At 64.1% G+C, this 17500-nt stretch carries 15 protein-coding genes and 1 pseudogene; 6 read left to right on the forward strand and 10 right to left on the reverse strand.

The genetic code is table 11. From position 1 onward, the window contains the following. The 3 genes and pseudogenes from EN955_RS28200 to EN955_RS28210 form a co-directional block, all read right to left on the reverse strand. Positions 1-864 (reverse strand): annotated as a pseudogene (locus EN955_RS28200) (undecaprenyl-phosphate glucose phosphotransferase); the annotation flags it as partial. 94 nt (positions 865-958) lie between these two features. Continuing rightward, complete coding sequence (locus tag EN955_RS28205; protein WP_013532221.1) at positions 959-2089, reverse strand: glycosyltransferase family 4 protein; 1131 nt, start codon at positions 2087-2089, stop codon at positions 959-961. A gap of 10 nt (positions 2090-2099) precedes the next feature. Further along, a complete protein-coding gene (locus tag EN955_RS28210) occupies positions 2100-2663 on the reverse strand; it encodes a polysaccharide biosynthesis/export family protein (RefSeq protein ID WP_013532220.1) in 564 nt (187 codons plus the stop codon). A gap of 260 nt (positions 2664-2923) precedes the next feature. Between EN955_RS28210 and EN955_RS28215 the strand changes: the two genes are divergently transcribed. Further along, complete coding sequence (locus EN955_RS28215; protein WP_024504670.1) at positions 2924-5194, forward strand: exopolysaccharide transport family protein; 2271 nt, start codon at positions 2924-2926, stop codon at positions 5192-5194. Between the two features lie 46 nt (positions 5195-5240). On the opposite strand, the gene EN955_RS28220 is transcribed toward EN955_RS28215, so the two are convergent. Together EN955_RS28220 and EN955_RS28225 are read right to left on the reverse strand one after the other, a co-directional pair. Further along, complete coding sequence (locus tag EN955_RS28220; protein ID WP_024504669.1) at positions 5241-6077, reverse strand: GNAT family N-acetyltransferase; 837 nt, start codon at positions 6075-6077, stop codon at positions 5241-5243. Positions 6078-6081: 4 nt separating this feature from the next. Further along, positions 6082-7305, reverse strand: a complete 1224-nt coding sequence (locus EN955_RS28225) for a GNAT family N-acetyltransferase (RefSeq protein ID WP_024504668.1) — start codon at positions 7303-7305, stop codon at positions 6082-6084. Positions 7306-7396: 91 nt separating this feature from the next. Between EN955_RS28225 and EN955_RS28230 the strand changes: the two genes are divergently transcribed. Then, positions 7397-8455, forward strand: coding sequence for a polysaccharide deacetylase family protein (locus tag EN955_RS28230; protein ID WP_024504667.1), 1059 nt, complete (start codon positions 7397-7399; stop codon positions 8453-8455). A 15-nt stretch (positions 8456-8470) separates the two neighbouring features. Here EN955_RS28230 and EN955_RS28235 read toward each other — a convergent pair whose 3' ends face one another. Continuing rightward, entirely contained in the window at positions 8471-8686 is a 216-nt protein-coding gene (locus tag EN955_RS28235; RefSeq protein ID WP_013532215.1) for a DUF2842 domain-containing protein, read from the reverse strand. A gap of 198 nt (positions 8687-8884) precedes the next feature. Here EN955_RS28235 and EN955_RS28240 point away from each other — a divergent pair, with 198 nt between their 5' ends. After that, entirely contained in the window at positions 8885-9976 is a 1092-nt protein-coding gene (locus tag EN955_RS28240; RefSeq protein ID WP_024504666.1) for a COX15/CtaA family protein, read from the forward strand. Positions 9977-10001: 25 nt separating this feature from the next. Here EN955_RS28240 and EN955_RS28245 read toward each other — a convergent pair whose 3' ends face one another. The 3 genes from EN955_RS28245 to speB are packed head-to-tail and all read right to left on the reverse strand — an operon-like array spanning position 10002 to position 12805. Further along, positions 10002-10844 (reverse strand): aminoglycoside phosphotransferase family protein, encoded by an 843-nt coding sequence (locus EN955_RS28245; protein ID WP_196815409.1) that lies wholly within the window; start codon positions 10842-10844, stop codon positions 10002-10004. After that, the gene (gene argC, locus EN955_RS28250) at positions 10841-11767 is read right to left on the reverse strand and encodes an N-acetyl-gamma-glutamyl-phosphate reductase (RefSeq protein WP_024504664.1); all 927 of its coding nucleotides are present in this window, start codon (positions 11765-11767) and stop codon (positions 10841-10843) included. The genes EN955_RS28245 and argC overlap by 4 nt, the downstream gene beginning before the upstream one ends. Positions 11768-11797: 30 nt before the next feature. Further along, on the reverse strand, positions 11798-12805 hold the full coding sequence (gene speB, locus EN955_RS28255; protein ID WP_013532211.1) for an agmatinase: 1008 nt from the start codon (positions 12803-12805) through the stop codon (positions 11798-11800). 123 nt (positions 12806-12928) lie between these two features. On the opposite strand from speB, the gene EN955_RS28260 reads away from it, so the two are divergent. Beyond that, positions 12929-14137, forward strand: coding sequence for an acyltransferase (locus EN955_RS28260; RefSeq protein ID WP_024504663.1), 1209 nt, complete (start codon positions 12929-12931; stop codon positions 14135-14137). A 96-nt stretch (positions 14138-14233) separates the two neighbouring features. Next, positions 14234-15292 (forward strand): glycerophosphodiester phosphodiesterase family protein, encoded by a 1059-nt coding sequence (locus EN955_RS28265; RefSeq protein WP_024504662.1) that lies wholly within the window; start codon positions 14234-14236, stop codon positions 15290-15292. Between the two features lie 51 nt (positions 15293-15343). Here the strand turns inward: EN955_RS28265 and EN955_RS28270 are convergent, their stop codons facing one another. Beyond that, the gene (locus EN955_RS28270) at positions 15344-16231 is read right to left on the reverse strand and encodes an aldo/keto reductase family oxidoreductase (RefSeq protein WP_024504661.1); all 888 of its coding nucleotides are present in this window, start codon (positions 16229-16231) and stop codon (positions 15344-15346) included. Positions 16232-16321: 90 nt separating this feature from the next. On the opposite strand from EN955_RS28270, the gene EN955_RS28275 reads away from it, so the two are divergent. Continuing rightward, positions 16322-17221 (forward strand): LysR family transcriptional regulator, encoded by a 900-nt coding sequence (locus EN955_RS28275; RefSeq protein WP_024504660.1) that lies wholly within the window; start codon positions 16322-16324, stop codon positions 17219-17221. Positions 17222-17500: the final 279 nt, after the last annotated feature.

A 17500-nucleotide genomic window follows, 5' to 3' on the forward strand; every position in this document is an offset into this window, starting at 1 on the left:
AAACTGCAGCGCGTTGGAATGCGCCGAAAGCCGGATGTCGACCGGCAGCACCCACAACTTCTTCAGCAACTGCAGAACGCGCGATTCGGCGGTCAGCGGCAACGATACGATCAGCATGTCGATACGCGCGATCCGGGCGAATTCGATCAGTTCCGAAATGGTGCCGAGCTTGGGGTAGCCGGCGACGATGGGCGGCGAGCGCTTGTCGCCGCGATCGTCGAAGATGCCGCAGATGCGGATATCGTTGTAGGGCTGCTTTTCGACCGAGCGGATCAGGATTTCCGCCGCCTTGCCGCCGCCGACGATGACGGCGCGCCGCTCCATGCGGCCATCGCGCGCCCAGGCCCGGATCAGCTTCGACATTACCAGCCTGAGGCCGAAGATGAGAACGAAGCCGATGACGAACCAGCTGCCCAACAAAAGACGCGAATAGTTTTCCGACATCTTCATGACGAACGCCGTCAGCGCCATGAGGGCGAAAGTGCCGGCCCAGACCAGCAGCACGCGGCCGAAATTGGCGATCGGCCGCATCAGGGCGACGATCTGGTAGCAGTCGGTGACGTCGAGCAGCACCACGGCAAGGAACGACGCGGCGGCGATCGTTACCGGATACTGCCAGGCGAGATAATTGAAGAACCCGACATAATGGAAATAGACGGCGAGCCCGGACAGGAACAGCAAGCCGAATTCGACCATGCGCAGGACGCCGCTGACCATGATCGGCGACATCGTATCGCGCCGGTACTGCGAGGCGACCTGGCGCGCGACATCGTTCATGCCGCTTGGCGTGTCGCCATCGGCCGGGCCGTCGAATTTACGCACCGCCTCTGCTGAAAAGCGGCGCGCGGGGTCGATCTCGTTCATGAGGGCTTTCCGCAAGCTTCCCCTCGATCATAGCAAAAGAGAGCTAAGAAACCCTTGAAACAACATACGGCTTTGGAACGGCTTGGTCCTGCGCCTACCTGTCGAGCGCGGCGAAATAGGCGTTCTCGATGTCGGCGGCCATCACATCGGCGCCGAAGCGTGCCTTGAGGTCGGCCCCATCCGGCATCAGATCGCGATAGGCGGCCGGGTCGGCCAGCGCCTGGCTCATCCTTTCGGCGAGCTCGATCGGGTCAGGTCGGATCAGGGCAGGGGAACCGGTGTCGAATATCTCCGGAATGCCGCCGACCGCTGTTGCGATCATCGGCTTTCCCGCGGCAAGCGTTTCCAGGACGATATAGGGCATGGCTTCGGCGCGCGAAGGAACGATGATAAGCGCGGCAAGGGCAAAGGCCTCCCTGGCCGGCATCGGCGGCAGGAAGCGGACATGGCGCTCGAGCCCGAGGCGTTTCACTTGCCCGTGGTAGCGCGGTAGGTCGTCGCCGTCGCCGACCATCACCGCGGTCAGCGCGCGGCCGAACCGTGGGCCGGCGAGCGCCAATGCGTCGATGAAGATGTCCGGCCCCTTCAGGTCGCGCATCATGCCGATATAAAGGAGGTCGGCTGCGTCCGGCGCGGTGATCACCGGCTCGAATTCAGTGGCGCGCAGGCCGTTATAGACGAGGGTGTTGGGAATGGGCGGCTCGCCGACCTTGTGGCGATAGGTCCGCCGCTCATAGTCCGAGACAAACAGCAGATAGTCGGTGAAGCGAGCCATGAAGCGCTCGAGCGCGAAGAACAGCTTTCCGGTGGTCGTGTTCTCGTCATAGTGGAGGGAGCCGCCATGCGGCGAATAAAGGCGGGCTACGCGAGACCTTGATACCCGCAACAACGAGCCGAACAGACGGGCATAGGCGCCACCCTTGGCGCCGTGCCCGTGCAGTACGTCCGGCCGCAATTCCTTGATGATCCTGTACGTGCGCCAGGCCGAGGCAAGGTCGCCGGGACCGACGTGGCGCTGCATCGGCGTGCGATGAATGCCGAGCGCCAGCATGTTCTTCATCTGCTCGAACAGATGTTCCTCGAACGCGCCGCCCGTCGTCGAATCGCAGACGATGCCGACGGAATGCCCGGCGGCGACCTGCGCCTCGGTCAGGTCGCGCACATGCCGGAAAATTCCTCCGACGGGTGAGCGAAAGCAATGGACGATCCTGAGCCTGTCCGCCACTTGGTATCTGTCAGAACAGGCGTTCGCGGACGTAGACCGTATCGCCCGGCAGCAGCGGGTCGGAGGTGACCACGCGGCCGGTCATCACCTTGCCGTTGATGTCGCGGGTGATGTCGACGCTTTCCTGGTTGGCGCGCGGCGTGAAGCCGCCGGCAATGGCGATCGCCTTCTGCACCGTCAGGCCGGGGACGTAAGAGTATTGGCCGGCGGCACCCACTTCGCCCATGACGAAGATCGGCCGGTAGCGGTCGATCTCGACCGAAACGTCGGGATCGCGCAGATAGCCTTGCCGCAATTTGTCGGCGATCTCCTTTTCCATCTGCTGCGCGGTGTGTCCGCGCGCCGGTATGGCGCCGACAAGCGGGAAGGAGAGATAGCCGGATTGATCGACGCTGTAGGTGTTGGTCAGCCCGTCCTGCTCGAACACGGTGACGCGGACGCGATCGCCGGCGCCAAGACGGTAGGGCTGATCGAGCACCTCATGGAAGGCGGCCGGCGTCGGCCGGTAGCTGGAACAGCCAGCCAGCATCGATACGGCAAGCAGCGCGCGAAACAGGGAAGCAGTGCTTTTCATGACCGGACAAGTACCTTCGACTGGGCCGCTGCGGCGTCGCAGCAAACATCAGGGATCGAGGCCCGTTATCATCCTGTTAGGGTTAATGGCCGGTAAAGGGAGCGGCCGACACGTGGCGCATCGGCAAGAGTTTTTGCGATTTCTGGCGGTTTTGTTTGTCGCCCGCCAGTAAACCCTAACGGAAACTTACCGCGATCTTAACGGCTGAGTTACCATAGTTGTTTACGGTGCGTGCTGACCCAGTATCGGAGTAGGGATGCATGTCCGTTCAGTCCGCGGCCGCAGATGTCGATGTCGATCTCAGGCAGCTCTTCGCCAGCCTGGCGAGGAATTGGCTGCGTATAGGCCTCGTCGTCCTGTTGGCGACCGGGCTGGCCTTTGCTTTCGCCTCGCTGGCAACCCGGCACTACAAGGCCGAGACGCAGGTGGAGATCGCGCCGCGCGAATCCATCTACACGCGGCCGGCCAGCAACAACAACGACACCGACAAGCCTATTCTCGACGAGCAGGGCGTCGCCACCCAGGTCCAGATCATTTCCTCCAACGAAATCCTCAAGCAGGTCTCGCAAAAGCTTGGGCTGGAAAAACTGCCCGAGTTCAATGAAGCGCTCGACATGTCGGCGCTGAGCCGCGCTCTGGTTCTGGTCGGCCTGAAAAGCGACCCGATGGAAATTCCGACGGAAGAGCGCGTGCTCAAGAAAATGCACGAGAAGCTCAACGTCTACGGCGTCGAGAAGACCCGCATCATTGCCGTCGAGTTCTCATCGGAAGATCCCAAGCTCGCGGCCGCCATACCGGACGCCATCGCTGCCGCCTATATAGCGGGGCAAGGGGCGGCAAAGCTCGAATCGAACAGCGCCGCGGCAGACTTCCTGGCGCCCGAGATCGCCGACCTGCAGCGGCAGGTCAAGGATGCGGAGGCGAAGGTCGCCGCCTATCGCGCCCAGTCCGATCTTCTGATGGGTGGCAACAATTCGGTGCTGGCCACCCAGCAGCTTTCGGAACTGTCGAGCGAACTGTCGAAAGTGCGCGCCAACCGTGCTGCGGCCGAAGCGACCGCCGACGGTGTGCGCAGGGCGCTGCAGAATGGCGGTTCGCTGGACGCCGTGCCGGAGGTTCTGTCGTCAGACCTGATCCAGCGCTTGCGTGAGCGACAGGTCGAATTGCGCTCCAACATCGCCGATCTGTCGACGACGCTGCTTGGCAATCATCCGCGCATTCGCGCGCTGAAATCGCAACTGTCCGATCTCGACGCGCAGATCCGCAGCGAGGCCCAGAAGATCATGAAAGGCCTGTTGATGCAGGCCGAGACGGCAAAGGCCCGCGAGAACCAGCTCGTCGCCGACGTCAACACATTGAAAGCCGCTTCGGCGCAGGCCGGCGAACAACAGGTCGACCTCGACGCACTGCAGCGCGACGCGACCGCCAAGCGGCAGCAACTCGAACTCTACCTGACCAACTACCGCGAAGCCGCTTCGCGCCAAGACCGCAACTATCTGCCGGTCGACGCCCGGATCGCCTCGAAGGCGTCGGTTCCCTCCGAGGCCTATTTCCCGAAGGTCGGGCCGATCGTCGGCGCGGCTTTCGCCGCATCGCTGCTGATCATGGCCATCGTGACGCTTCTGCGGGAGCTGTTCTCAGGCCGCGCGATGCGGCCGGCGAGCGGTTCCCGTTTCGAACGGATCGATGAGGTGGCGATGCCCCATGTGGCGCAGACGCCGGCCGCCAAGCCATTTGTCCGCCCCGAGCCTGCCGTCTTCCAGGAACCCTTCATTCACCAGGAACTGCCTGAACCTGCGCATGAAGCCGATGCGGAGCCTTATGCCGCTGCGATGCAGGCCATGGCCGAGGCGCCGGATGTGGTCGCAATGCCCGCTACGGCGGCGACAGAGCAGACGGTTGTCGAGCCCGAACCGGCGCGCTCCACCCTGGGCGAGATCGACATCGAAAGGGCTGCCGAAAAGCTGATCTCAAGCGGTGCGGCGCGCGCCATATTCGTCTCGCCGGAAGGCGACGAGGCGGCTGCATCGGCGATCCTGGTGGCGCGCGAAGTCGCCGACGCCGGGCTGCGCGTGCTGTTGCTGGACCTCACCGCGTCGGGGGCCGCCTCGCGGCCGATGCTGGACAGCGGACTGTTTCCCGGCATCACCAACCTGCTCGCTTCGGAAGCGCAGTTCAGTGACGTCATCCATGCCGATCTCTACTCGGACTGTCACGTCATTCCGGTCGGAACCGCCGATCCGGTCCGCGCCATGCGCGCCGCCGACCGGCTGCCGATCATCATGCAGTCGCTGACAACGGCTTATGATCTGGTCGTGGTCGAATGCGGACCAGCCGACGCGCAGGGCATCGGCCGTCTGACCGGCGATGCGACCGAGGTTTTTCTCTCCATGCTGGAGGCCGACGACGAGGTGACGCAAGCTGCCGTCAAGCTGATCGAGAACGGCTATCCCGACCTGACGCTGGTGACGCCGCTCGGCCACGAACCGCCCGGCAATCCGGTGCCGGGACGGCGCACTGCCGCCGCCTGAGAGAGCCGCGGATCGCCTGGCGGAGCCGTTCGGCGGTTCGCCCGATCTAGCCCAGTTCCAGGGTCGTTACGCCGAACACCCTTTGCAGGTCCAGTTCCGGGGCAGGCCCCTTGTACATGCGCGTGGTGGTGAAGGTCGGCGCAAAGCCGGCCGCATCGAGCGCAGTTATGAAACCGGTGTTATCGGCGGGGACGTCGATATGCAGCTCGCCGCCCTCACAGGCACGGGCCAGTCCCTCCAGGAGTTGCAAAGCGATTTCCATGTCGTCGGCAAACAGCGGGCCGATCTTGAAGCCGGATCGGCACCGGCGCACCACGCCAAAGCCGGTGACGCCGCGCGAACCGATTGCCGCCAACCCATGATGCGGTTCTTGCAGCCATCGCTTCAGAAAGGCGTCTCGGGGCGCCGGAAAGCAATGGGCGTCATAGGCGACGACATCGGACAGGAGTTGCGTTGTAATCATCCGCAACCCATCGGCCCTGGCCGCCGGGCCTGCCTTGCGCCCGGTGAAGCGGATGGTCTCGTAGGCCGGCGCGAAGCCCCTGCGCCGGTAATTGGCCTGCTGCTCGGCGACGCCGTCAAGGCCGACGGTCCGGCCTGCAAGCCTTTTCATGCCGGCGTCCCACACCGTCTTGCCGTAGCCCATGCCGCGCATGTCAGGCCGGGAGATGTAGAGGCCGATGAAGCCGAATTCGCTGCCATAGGCCACGGCCGAAATTGCCGCGACCATGTCGTCGCCGACAAAGGCGCCGATGAAGCCTTCGGGGTCCGCCGCCTGGAGCATCGCCGGGTCTTCAAGACCTGGGTTCCAGCCTTCCGCGGCCGCCCAGTCGACGAGAAGCGCCAGTTCCTGCAGGGACAGTGTGCGGATGATCGGCGTCATTGCGTTAGCTATCTTCTTCCGAGGGCGCCGCCTGGCCGGCGGCTTTGCGGCGCAGCACCTTGGTCAGCTTCCAGATAGTCGGGCTGTTCTTGACGAAGGCTTTCAGCCGCGCGCCTTGCCGAAGCGTCAGCGCCAGCATGCGGCCCTTCACGGTCAAGGGGACCAGCACTTCGAAATGCCGCGTTTCGATATCGCACCACAGCCGCTTGTAAGGCTCATCTCCGACCGAAAAGTCATACAGCTCGAAACCGGTCTCGCAGGCTTCCTGGATGTTGTCGAAGAACAGGAAGTCGCCGGGGCTGGCGTGCCCGAGATCGTCCTCGGCGATCGCTCCGAATTCGCAGATCAGGCGTTTGCCCGAGCGGCTTGAACCGGTAATGGCGCGCAGCTTGCCGGCAACCTCGAGCCCGTGCAGCACGAAGGAAGGCTTGTCCTCGCTAAGTGCTTGCGAAAACAGCGCGCGGAAGAAGCCGCGCACCTGCGCGTCGCCGAAGACGTTGGCGATGCCCATCTTGCGGAAGCGGAGTTCCTTCATCTCGAAGAAGGCGTCGAGCAGCCTGTCGACCTCGTCCGGGGTGCGGGCCTCGATGCGCCGGTGGCTGCCGACGGTCTCGAATTTCCGGATCTGCGACCGGTGCTTCTTGCGTTTGCGTTTGCCGCTGGCGCGAGAAAGCAGCGCATCGAAGCCGCCGGCGAGATCGACGGCCAGCGACAGATTGGGGCTGGAAAAATGGTCAAGCGATGCGAGCGGATTGGCGACGCCGTCGAGATCGGGCAGCAACCGCTCGAGCGCGACCAGATCGATGTCCGGGCGTGCCTCGGTGATGGCCGCCAGCACCGATCGGAGGGCCGGCATATCCACCTTGGCCAGCCAGTTCGGGTCCGCGGCGACGAAGTTGCCGTTGGCGTGACGCCCACCCATGAAGCGGGCGATCCGGAATGGTCCCTTGCAGGCAACCTCCAGCGCCAGCGAAAAAACCGGTTTGCCCTCGGCACTCAGCGTCGCGACGAGCAGGTCCGGTCGTGTCTCGGCCGCCCAATTCAGGATCCAGGCAGCACTCTGCGCCGGACCAAACAGAGCCGAGCGGCAGAACTCGGCATAGGCCGCCAGTCCGTCCGTGGACGCCACCGAGATCGACAGGCCGGCACGGTCCCGTGGCAAGGCGCGCGACGATGCCTCGGTCGCCGCAAGCCGATTGCCGTCAAATGACGCAGTTGCGTCAACCATACCTCAATCCTTAGGGCGTATTGGTCGCGATTTGGGGGTTCGCATAGGCGCATTCCGTGCTTGGATCAGCCTAGGCGCAAAAGGTGAATGAATGATCGACGGCGGGGAGGCAATCCGGAAACTGGCGCTGAACGTCGCCCGCTATACCGGCCTTGCACCGCTGGCCAAGCCGTTCATCGGTGGCATTGGCGCCATCCTGATGCTGCACCGTGTTACCGCGACGCCGGAAAAGCCGGACAGCGTCAACCGGCATCTGAATATCGCGCCCGGCTTCCTTGACGCCATGATCGCCGACATGAAGGCGCATGGCTATGCCTTCGTCTCCATGGACGAGGCGGTGGAGTGCATCAAGGCGGGAGGCAAAGGCGGTCAGTTTGCCACGATCACCGCCGACGATGCCTATCGCGACAATATGGTCGAGGCGCTGCCGGTGCTGGAGAAGCACGGCGCGCCGATCACCATCTATGTCGCGCCCGGGCTGATCAACGGCACAGCCGACCTGTGGTGGGATGTTGTCGAGGACATCGTCAACGCGCGCGATACCTTGACGCTGACGCGGCCGAATGGTCCGCTGTCGATCGATTGCTCGACCCCCGCGAAGAAGCTGCAGGCCAATGCACGCCTGCACGCCTATCTCACCTCCGAAATCCGCGAGGAGGACCTGCAGGCGGTGTTGCGTGATCTGGCTCGCGCAAATGGCATCGACGCCGACGGTCCGCGCCTGCGGACACTGATGAACTGGGACGAAATCCGCCGCATCGCCGCGCATCCGCTGGTGACGATCGGCGCTCATACGATCAACCACAGCAATCTGAAGCGGCTCTCCGAAGCCGATGCCCGGCACGAGATCGGCGCCGTGCGCGCCATGTTGCTGGCCGAACTGGGCGAAGAGCCCCGCCATTTCGCTTACCCCTATGGCTATGCGAGTGCCGTAGGCTGTCGCGAAGTCGGCTTTGCCCGTGACGCAGGCTACACCTCTGCCGTGACGACGCGCCACGGCGTGCTGCGCGCCGAACATGCCGGGTTCCTGCATGCTTTGCCGCGCATTTCCGTCAACGGCCGCTATCAGAGCCTCGCCCACATTCGCACCATGTTGTCGGGCGTGACGACGCCGCTCGCCAATGCCGGCAAGATGGTCGTCACCATCTGACGCTGGCGGTTTCGCCTAGCGCTTGGCCCTCGGCTCCAGCATCAGCCATTTGATGATGCCCATTGCCGGCAGCACCCAGAGCAGGCCGCTGAGCAGGAAGAACAGGAAATGCACCCACGGACCCGACTCCGACAGCCGGGCGACCGCGAAGATCGATGCGACCAGCGCATAGATGATGACCAGCGCCACCAGCAGAAACATTCCGATCAGCTTTTTCAGGCGCAGGGGCATGGTTGGTCTCCTGATCGAGCATGCCGGAATTTGCACAGGCGGCCTGGCAGGCTCAAGGGGTAACGGCCTCGCATAGGCCTTGAGGCGAGACTGCGCAACCGGTGAGACGCGGCGCGACGGCGTGCCGCGCCGGATGGTCTTGCCAGCACGGGTGCGATGGTCCACCAATCCGCCAAATCAACCTGCCGGGACAAGATCATGGCTGCCATATCAGCTGCCGCGCCATACGTCGCCCGCGACCGCGACCTGCATAACCGGGCGCTGCTGCGCGCCTGGCTCTATGTGGTGCTTCTGGTGCTGTTTGCGCTGGTGCTGGTCGGCGGCGCCACCAGGCTCACCGATTCCGGCCTGTCGATTACGCAGTGGAAGCCGATCCATGGCGTAATCCCACCGCTCAACGATGCCGAGTGGCAGGAGGAATTCCAGCTCTACCAGCAGATCCCGCAATATGCCGAGCTCAACAAGGGCATGAGCATCGAAGCGTTCAAATCGATCTTCTGGTGGGAATGGGCGCATCGCATCCTGGCGCGCAGCGTCGGCCTGGTCTTCGCCTTGCCGCTGCTGTTTTTCTGGGCAACGCGCCGCATCGAGCGCGGCCTGGGTCCGAAACTCGTGGGCATTCTGCTGCTTGGCGGCCTGCAAGGCGCCATCGGCTGGTGGATGGTGGCCTCTGGCCTGGTCGACCGGATCTCCGTCAGCCAGTACCGGCTGGCGACCCACCTGACGCTTGCCGCACTGATCTTCACCGCCACCATGGTGGTCGCGCGCGGCCTGGCGCCGCATTCCGAGCCTGCCGCCGATAGGTCGACGCAGAGGCTGGCCGGCTTCATCGTGCTGCTGGCGCTGATCCAGATCTATTTCGGCGGCCTGGTCGCCGGGCTCGATGCGGGCCTGAGCTACAACACCTGGCCGCTGATGGACGGCAAGATCATTCCCGGCGATCTGCTGATCCTCGAGCCGGCATGGCGCAACTTCTTCGAGAGCCCGAAGACGGTGCAGTTCGTCCATCGGCTTGGCGCTTACACGGTATTCGTCGTGGCCTTGTGGCACATGATCGCCACGCGCCGGCGGCTGCCAGGCTCGACGCATGCGCGCCGCGCGACGCTGCTGTTTCTACTGGTGCTGGTGCAGGCCTCGATCGGCGTCGGCACGCTGCTCATGCATGTGCCGTTGCATATGGCGCTGACCCATCAGGGATTTGCGCTGATCGTGCTGGGCTTTGCAGCAGCCCATTGGCGCGGCACCAAGGGCGCCTATCCCTTGCCGACGGGAATAGCGCTCAGGGGCTGATCCCGAGCCGATCTACTGGGTCGGATCAGAAGCTTGCCCGCACCGCCCGGATCGCCTTGACGATCGACATTTCGCGATTCTCCTCGACCGCATTGTCGTCCTCGTGATGCCAGGACGCCGACAGGCATCCATAGGCAATGGCATGATCGAGGATAGCGGTCGGTGTCTGGCTCAGTGTTCTGGCAAAGATCTCGGCCATATCAGCGATCCGCTTCGGATCGAGGCAGAGATCGTCCCGGTCGAGCGGGTTGTAGAACATGTTCGCCGCGTCGAAGCCGGGATCGCCGAGCACGCCCTTCGGATCGATCGCCAGCCAGCCGCGCGGCCCGTGCAGGATGTTTTCGTGATGCAGATCGCCATGCAGGGGCCTGATGTCGTGCGGATCGGCCAGCAGCCGCTCGGCGATGACGGCTGCCTCGACATAGAGGCTGTCAAGGCCGGCGTCGCGATCGGTATTCGCCTTGTCGAACAGGCTGGCGAAGCGTTCCCGGAGCGGCTGAAGCTCGGACGGGTAGGGAGCTTTCCCCCGTGAAAACAGTTTTGCCATCAGCTCCGCCGCGATTGCGGTCGCGGCAAAGTCGCCCTGTTCGTCGAGAACCTGCTGCAGCAGGGTTTCACCGGCATATTCGAGCAGCATGCTGTGGCCGTCGCGGCCGAGCAGACGCACCGCGCCTTCGCCGCGCCGCCAGGCGAGATAGTACTCTCCGCGCAACTCGTCGGCGACGTCATCGAAAGGCTTCAGCGCCTTGACGATCGCCGGCGATCCGTCTTCGCGCAAAACCTTCCAGATGCGGCTCGAAAAGGTCTCGGCAATGAGTTCGGGCGCGCTGACTTTCCAGCGCGCCGGAAAGGCTGGCGTGTCCATCAGAGGCCGAGCATCAGATCCATGTTCTGGACGGCGGCACCCGAGGCGCCCTTGCCGAGATTGTCGTAGACCGCCAGCAGCAGGGCCTGCGCCCGTTTGTCGTTGGCGAAGACATAGACCTTCATCCGGTTGGTGCCGTTGTAGATCTCCGGATCGATCTCCGGCATGCGCTCCGAATGCGAATAGGGCGCCACCTCGACCACACCGCCCTTGATGGCGGCGAAATGGTCGGCAATCGCCGCATGCAGCTCCGCACCGGTCGGCACATGGTCGAGGCCGCCGAGTTGCAATGGCACCACGGTGATCATGCCTTGCGCGAAATTGCCGACCGCCGGCTGCATGATCGGATCATGCGACAGCCTTGCATAGGCCCTCAATTCCGGCACGTGCTTGTGCTGCAGGGTGAGGCCGTAAGGCAGGAATTCCGAGGCGTCCTCGCCCTTGGCGACGTAGTCCTCGATCATCGGCCGTCCGCCGCCCGAATAGCCCGAAATGCCGTTGACGGTGATCGGAAAATCCGCCGGCAGCAGGCCTGCTGTGACCAGCGGCCGCAGCGTCGCGATCGGTCCCTGCGGCCAGCAGCCTGGGTTGGCGACGCGCTTTGCCGAGGCAATCGCCTTTGCCTGGTCCTTGTCCATCTCGGCGAAACCATACGCCCAGCCCTCCGCCACGCGATGCGCGGTCGACGCATCGATGACCCTGGTGGTGTCGTTGGCGATCAGCGAGACGCTTTCCTTCGCCGCGTCGTCGGGCAGGCACAGGATAGCGACATCGGCGGCATTGAGGAACTCGGCACGTGCCGCCGTTTCCTTGCGACGCTCGGTGGGGATGGAAATGATCTCCAGATCACCGCGCTCGGCAAGCAGCGCCCTGATCTGCAGGCCGGTGGTGCCGTGTTCGCCGTCGATGAAGATTTTCGGTTTCATGGGTTGTTCAAATTCCCTGAGTTTTCAAGACTATATGCCCTGGCCTTGAATCACTGCGGCACCATTGTGATTGCCGTTGTTCAGCTCTTCAAGCCGGGCTTTCCGTTCAGCAAGCAGACCGAGATATTGCATGGCCACCATCGAGCCGGCGATTGCCGTTATATCGGCGTGATCATAGGCCGGCGCAACCTCTACGACATCGGCGCCGACAATATCGATCTGGTTGAGCTGGCGCAGCGTCGACAGGATCTTGGCCGAGGACGGCCCGCCGGCAACCGGCGTGCCTGTGCCGGGCGCATAGGCCGGATCGAGGCAGTCGATGTCGAAGGTGAGATAGGTCTTTTTGCCGCCGGTGCGGTCGACAATGGCGTAGGCAATGTCGGACGCCCGCATCTCCTCGATTTCATGGCCATGGAGGATCTTGATGCCGAACGTGTCGGGCGCATGGGTGCGGATGCCGATCTGGATCGACCGGTCGGGATCGATGATGCCTTCCTTGACGGCGCGACCGACGAAGGAGCCGTGGTCGATGCGCTTGCCGTCGTCCGGCCAGGTGTCCTGGTGGGCGTCGAACTGCACCAAAGCGAGCGGACCATGGATGGCGGCATGCGCCTTGAGCAGTGGCCAGGTGACGAAATGATCGCCGCCGAGCGTCAACAGGAAGGCGCCTGATTTGAGGATCTTCGCCGCTTCGCGCTCGATCGTGCCGGGCGTCTTCTGATGGTTGCCCGAATCGAGCAGGCAATCGCCATAATCGACGACCGCCAGATGCTCGAACAGATCGCGTGAAAAGGGATATTGCGGGTCGTTGTCGAGGATCGCCGAGGCACGGCGGATCGCCTGCGGCCCGAAGCGGGCGCCAGGCCGGTTGGTGACGGCGGCATCGAAGGGAATACCCCACACCACCGCATCCGCGCCCTTCACGTCCTTGGTGTATTTGCGCCGCATGAACGACAGCGCGCCGGAATAGGTCGGCTCAAACGCGGCGCCCGTTTTGGAACGGGCGGTGAAGGCGTTGTCGATGGTGTGGTTCGCCATTACGGATCCTCGTTTTTCATCGGGTTGCAACAACTACAGAACCGGCACGGAAGATGCCAGTCATAGCTTGGCGAGACGGAATGGCGCTGCCCGAGTGCCACGGCAAGACAGGATTGTATCATCATGACGCAGACCGCGTTTCTCAACCCCACCCGTGCCGCGGCGTCGACCCACACCGGCACGGTCGCCGGCGAACGCTTCCTGGTCCTCGATTCGTGGCGCGGCATCTGCGCGCTTCTGGTGGCGCTGTTTCACTTTCCTACCGGTTCGACGATTTCGCAAAGCGCCTTCATCGGTTCGTCCTACCTGTTCGTCGATTTCTTCTTCGTCCTTTCCGGCTTCGTCATCGCCAGCAGCTACGGCGATCGGCTCAACCAACCGGGACAGGTCGCGCGTTTCGCCCTGGTCCGTTTCGGCCGCATCTACCCGCTGCATCTGCTCATGCTTGCCGCCTTCGCCGGTTTCGAGCTGCTGCGGCTGATGCTGCCGCAATTGCACGGCACGGGGGCTGCCCCCTTCACCGGCGGCTTCGACCTCAACAGCCTGCTTGCCAATCTCCTTCTGCTGCAGGGTGTCGGCTTCGAGGATCAATTGACCTGGAATGCGCCGAGCTGGAGCATTTCGGCCGAGTTCTTCGCCTATCTCCTGTTTGCCGGCGTGGTCTTCGTCGCCGGCGCGCGCGCCTGGATATGGTTCGTCGCGGCCGCCGTCACCGCGCCGCTGTTCCTGCTCGGCTTCTCGACCCATCATATGGATGTGTCCTTCGATTTCGGCTTCATCCGTTGCCTGTACGGCTTCTCGCTCGGCGCCTTGCTGGCCTGGTTTCAGCATGATTCCATTGCAGGGGCGCGACAGGCTCTCGCCAGGGGCGGCCCGCGCATGGACTGGACCCTTGCCGAAATCGTCATGGTGGCCGTCATCGTGCTTTTCGTTTCGCTGGCGGGCGACAATGACTTCGGCATCGCGGCACCCCTGGTGTTCGCGCTGGCGCTGTTTCTGTTCGCCCATGAGGGTGGCTGGATCAGCGCCTTGCTCAGAGCCCCGTTCATGCTGACGCTCGGCGCGCTGTCCTATTCGATCTACATGGTCCACATCTTCGTCCAGGCGCGCCTGATCAACGTCGCGGGGCTCGTCGAGCGCAAGCTCGGCCTTGGCCTGATCGGCGACTTCATGCTGCGCGGCCAGCCTGCCACCGGCTTCGGTGCCGGCTGGACGGGGGCGGTGGCGATCGTCGTCATGCTCGCCGCTACCATTGCCGCCTCCTGGATCACCTGGCGTTTTGTCGAGATGCCGGCCATGGCGTGGTTCCGCAGGCTCTCGAAACGCATCTGACGCACCTGCTGCGAGTATTCCGCTAGCCGGCTTCGTTCACCCAGATGTCACGGGCGTCGCCTATCCGGGTGTCGATCCGGCAAGGAGCGATTCTCGATGCGGACCATCTGGCTGAGTTTTCTGCTTTACACGGCCGTGGCAGCCGCCTCTGGCCAGGCCTTGGCCGGCGAGACCCGCGCCAGACAGATCCTCGACCGCTTCGAGCATGCCAACCAATGGCGCGATCACGTCATGGTGGCTGCGCATCGCGCCGGCAGCATGCAGGCCGGCAAGACGCTCTACGCGGAAAATTCGATTGCCGCCGTGGAGGGCTCGATCGCCATGGGCGCCGAAATCGTCGAGGTCGACATCAGGCGCTCGAAGGACGGCGAGTTGGTGGTCATGCATGACAGCTGGCTCGACCGCACCACGACCTGCAAGGGCGAGGTGGTCAAATACACGCTGGCCGAACTGAAGACATGCCGGCTGGTGGTCGAGGGCACCGGTGCGGCGACAGGTGAAACAGTCTCGACGCTGCGCGAGATGCTGATGGCGACCAGAGACCGGATCCTCATCAACCTCGACAACAAGCTCGACGTCGGCGCCCTCCCGGGCATGATTGCGGTCGCTCGCGATCTCGGCATGGCCGAACAGGTCATCGTCAAGGAGAACCTGTGGAATTCACAACGGATTTCCACGGTCAAGGCCGCCATGGAGACCATTGGCGGCGGCTTCCAGTTCATGCCGATCATCGCCGATGACGCCGTGCATGACGCCGGTTTCGCCGGGACGGTCGACCGCGCCTTCTCGCCGCGCGCGATCGAGTTGATCAACTGGCGGGCAGGCGCCGAGACGCTGACCGAGACGGGCGGGCCGCTGTTCAGCACGCGCATGCGCGCGGCCGCTGTGAGGGGCAACTGGCACATCTGGGCCGACACCTACGCCATCGCCAACAAACCGGGCGGCTTCCTCGCCGGCGGCCGCGGCGACGAACTGGCGGTGCAGGCCAGCCTGCCGCGCGAAAGCTGGGGTTTCTGGGCCGATCGCGGCGCCACCATCATCCAGACCGACGAGCCGAAGGCGGCAATCGACTGGCTGGCCGCGAATGGTTTTCGCGTGCCTTATGCCGACGAGGCGCGGCCGGTTGAGCCGGCGAATACGGCGAGCATCAATTAAGCGGCGGCTGACGCTGCCAATCTCCCTCACGAGGGGGGAGATTGGTTAGCTTCAAGCCGCTAGCGCCACGCCGTCCAGTTCGCTGAGCGCATCCTGTGGCAATTCCAGTTCAGCCGCAGCGAGGTTCTCCCTGAGATGCCCGACCGACGATGTGCCGGGGATCAGCAGGATGTTGGGCGCGCGGCGCAGCAGCCAGGCGAGCGCGACCTGCATTGGCGTGGCGCCGAGGCGCGCCGCGATTTCCGACAGGGTGGAGGATTGCAGCGGGTTGAAGCCGCCGAGCGGGAAGAACGGCACATAGGCGATGCCATCGCGGGCAAGATCGTCGATCAGGGCATCGTCGCCGCGATGCGCCAGATTGTACTGGTTCTGCACGCAGACGATCTCGGCGATCCCCCGTCCTTGCGCGATCTGCGCCGGCGTCACGTTGCTCAGCCCGATGTGCCTGACCAGACCCTGTTGTTGGAGCTCGGCCAGCACGGTAAGCGGCGCTTCGATCGATCCTTCGGCGGGGCCATGGGTATCGAACATGATGCGTAGGTTGACGACGTCGAGCACTTCGAGCCCGAGATTGCTGAGATTGTCGTGCACCGCCTGGGTCAGCGCTTCCGCGGAAAAGGCCGGCAGCCACGATCCATCCGCGCCGCGCCGGGCACCGATCTTGGTGACGATGACGAGATCTTGGGGGTAGGGCGCCAGCGCCTCGCGGATCAGCCGGTTGGTGACGTGCGGACCGTAGAAGTCGCTGGTGTCGACATGGTCGACGCCTTGCGCAATCGCCTCGCGCAGCACGGCCAATGCCGCGTCATGATCCTTGGGCGGCCCGAACACGCCGGGTCCCGCGAGTTGCATGGCACCGTAGCCGAGCCGCTTCACGGTGCGGCTGCCAAGCTTGAAGGTGGCGGGGGCGAAGGTGCCGGATTGTTGGATGTTGGACATGATTGATCTCCTTGAGGAGGCAGAGATAGGCGCTGCCCAACCTCGTGATAATCCGGTACAATCCACACAGGCCGTGCGGAATGGCGAACAATGATGGACCTCAGCGATCTGAATGCTTTCGTGGCGGTGGCGCGCGCCGGCGGCTTTCGCGACGGCGCGCGTGCGAGCGGCGGCAGCGCCTCCGGCCTGAGTGAGGCGGTGCGTCGCTTGGAAGTGCAGCTCGGTGTCAGGTTGTTCAACCGCACGACGCGCAGCGTTGTCCCAACCGAGGCGGGCCTCAGCCTGCTGGAGCGGCTCGGCCCGGCGCTGTCGGAGGTGGAGGCGGCGCTGGACGTGGTGAACGGTTTTCGCGACAGGCCGGCGGGCTCGTTGCGTCTCAACGTGCCGGTCAGTGCTGCGCGGCTGATATTGCCCGATATCGTGCCGGGTTTCCTCGCCGCCTATCCCGGTATCCGGCTGGAGGTGATCGCCGACGAGAACTTCGTCGACGTGCTGGCGGCGGGCTGCGATGCCGGCGTCCGCTATGACGAGCGGCTGGAGCAGGACATGATCGCGGTGCCGATCGGACCGCGCGTGCAGCGTTTCGCCACCGCCGCCAGCCCTGCCTATCTTGCTCGCCATGGGCGCCCGCAACACCCGAGCGACCTGCTTGGCCACTCCTGCGTGCGTGGGCGCTTTGCCAGCGGTGCGATGCTGCCGTGGGAATTCGAGCGAGACGGCGAGGTGGTGCGGGTCGATCCGACAGGCCCCTTGATCGTGCGGATCGGCGGGGCGACGGATCTTGCCGTCGACGCCGCTATTGCCGGCACCGGCATCATCGGCCTCTTCGAGGGCTGGCTGCGCCCTTACTTCGACAGCGGCGCTCTTGAGCCCGTGCTCGAGCCGTGGTGGCAGAGTTTTCCCGGACCGTTTCTCTATTATCCCGGCCGGCGCCTGGTTCCGGCCCCGCTGCGGGCGTTCATCGACTATATCAAGGGCGGCAAGGCCTGACCTGTTTTCCGGCGCCATCACCCCACCCGGCGCTCCGCGCCGACCTTCCCATCGAGGGGAGGTAGGGCGCCGCGCTCTTCTACCTCCCCTCGATGGGAAGGTCGCGCCGTAGGCGTGGGTGGGGTGGCTGCCGAGCCGCAAACAAAAAGGCCGCCCGGAGGCGGCCTTCAGACTGCTGACAAACCCCGTCGATTTTCGGCGGGGTTTTTTTGTTATGTGATTGAAGTGTCTTGGACTGTTTGTGTCAGGGGATTTTGACAGGAGGCGTTGGGCCTCATG

Origin of the sequence: Mesorhizobium sp. M7A.F.Ca.CA.001.04.2.1 (assembly GCF_003998485.1) — a bacterium.
GTDB lineage: Bacteria > Pseudomonadota > Alphaproteobacteria > Rhizobiales > Rhizobiaceae > Mesorhizobium > Mesorhizobium ciceri.

Coding starts and splice junctions, on each gene's coding strand:
- EN955_RS28210 (WP_013532220.1), bottom strand. CDS start 2,663: ATGAAAAGCACTGCTTCCCTGTTTCGCGCGCTGCTTGCCGTATCGATG.
- EN955_RS28215 (WP_024504670.1), top strand. CDS start 2,924: ATGTCCGTTCAGTCCGCGGCCGCAGATGTCGATGTCGATCTCAGGCAG.
- EN955_RS28220 (WP_024504669.1), bottom strand. CDS start 6,077: ATGACGCCGATCATCCGCACACTGTCCCTGCAGGAACTGGCGCTTCTC.
- EN955_RS28225 (WP_024504668.1), bottom strand. CDS start 7,305: ATGGTTGACGCAACTGCGTCATTTGACGGCAATCGGCTTGCGGCGACC.
- EN955_RS28230 (WP_024504667.1), top strand. CDS start 7,397: ATGATCGACGGCGGGGAGGCAATCCGGAAACTGGCGCTGAACGTCGCC.
- EN955_RS28235 (WP_013532215.1), bottom strand. CDS start 8,686: ATGCCCCTGCGCCTGAAAAAGCTGATCGGAATGTTTCTGCTGGTGGCG.
- EN955_RS28240 (WP_024504666.1), top strand. CDS start 8,885: ATGGCTGCCATATCAGCTGCCGCGCCATACGTCGCCCGCGACCGCGAC.
- argC (WP_024504664.1), bottom strand. CDS start 11,767: ATGAAACCGAAAATCTTCATCGACGGCGAACACGGCACCACCGGCCTG.
- speB (WP_013532211.1), bottom strand. CDS start 12,805: ATGGCGAACCACACCATCGACAACGCCTTCACCGCCCGTTCCAAAACG.
- EN955_RS28260 (WP_024504663.1), top strand. CDS start 12,929: ATGACGCAGACCGCGTTTCTCAACCCCACCCGTGCCGCGGCGTCGACC.
- EN955_RS28265 (WP_024504662.1), top strand. CDS start 14,234: ATGCGGACCATCTGGCTGAGTTTTCTGCTTTACACGGCCGTGGCAGCC.
- EN955_RS28270 (WP_024504661.1), bottom strand. CDS start 16,231: ATGTCCAACATCCAACAATCCGGCACCTTCGCCCCCGCCACCTTCAAG.
- EN955_RS28275 (WP_024504660.1), top strand. CDS start 16,322: ATGATGGACCTCAGCGATCTGAATGCTTTCGTGGCGGTGGCGCGCGCC.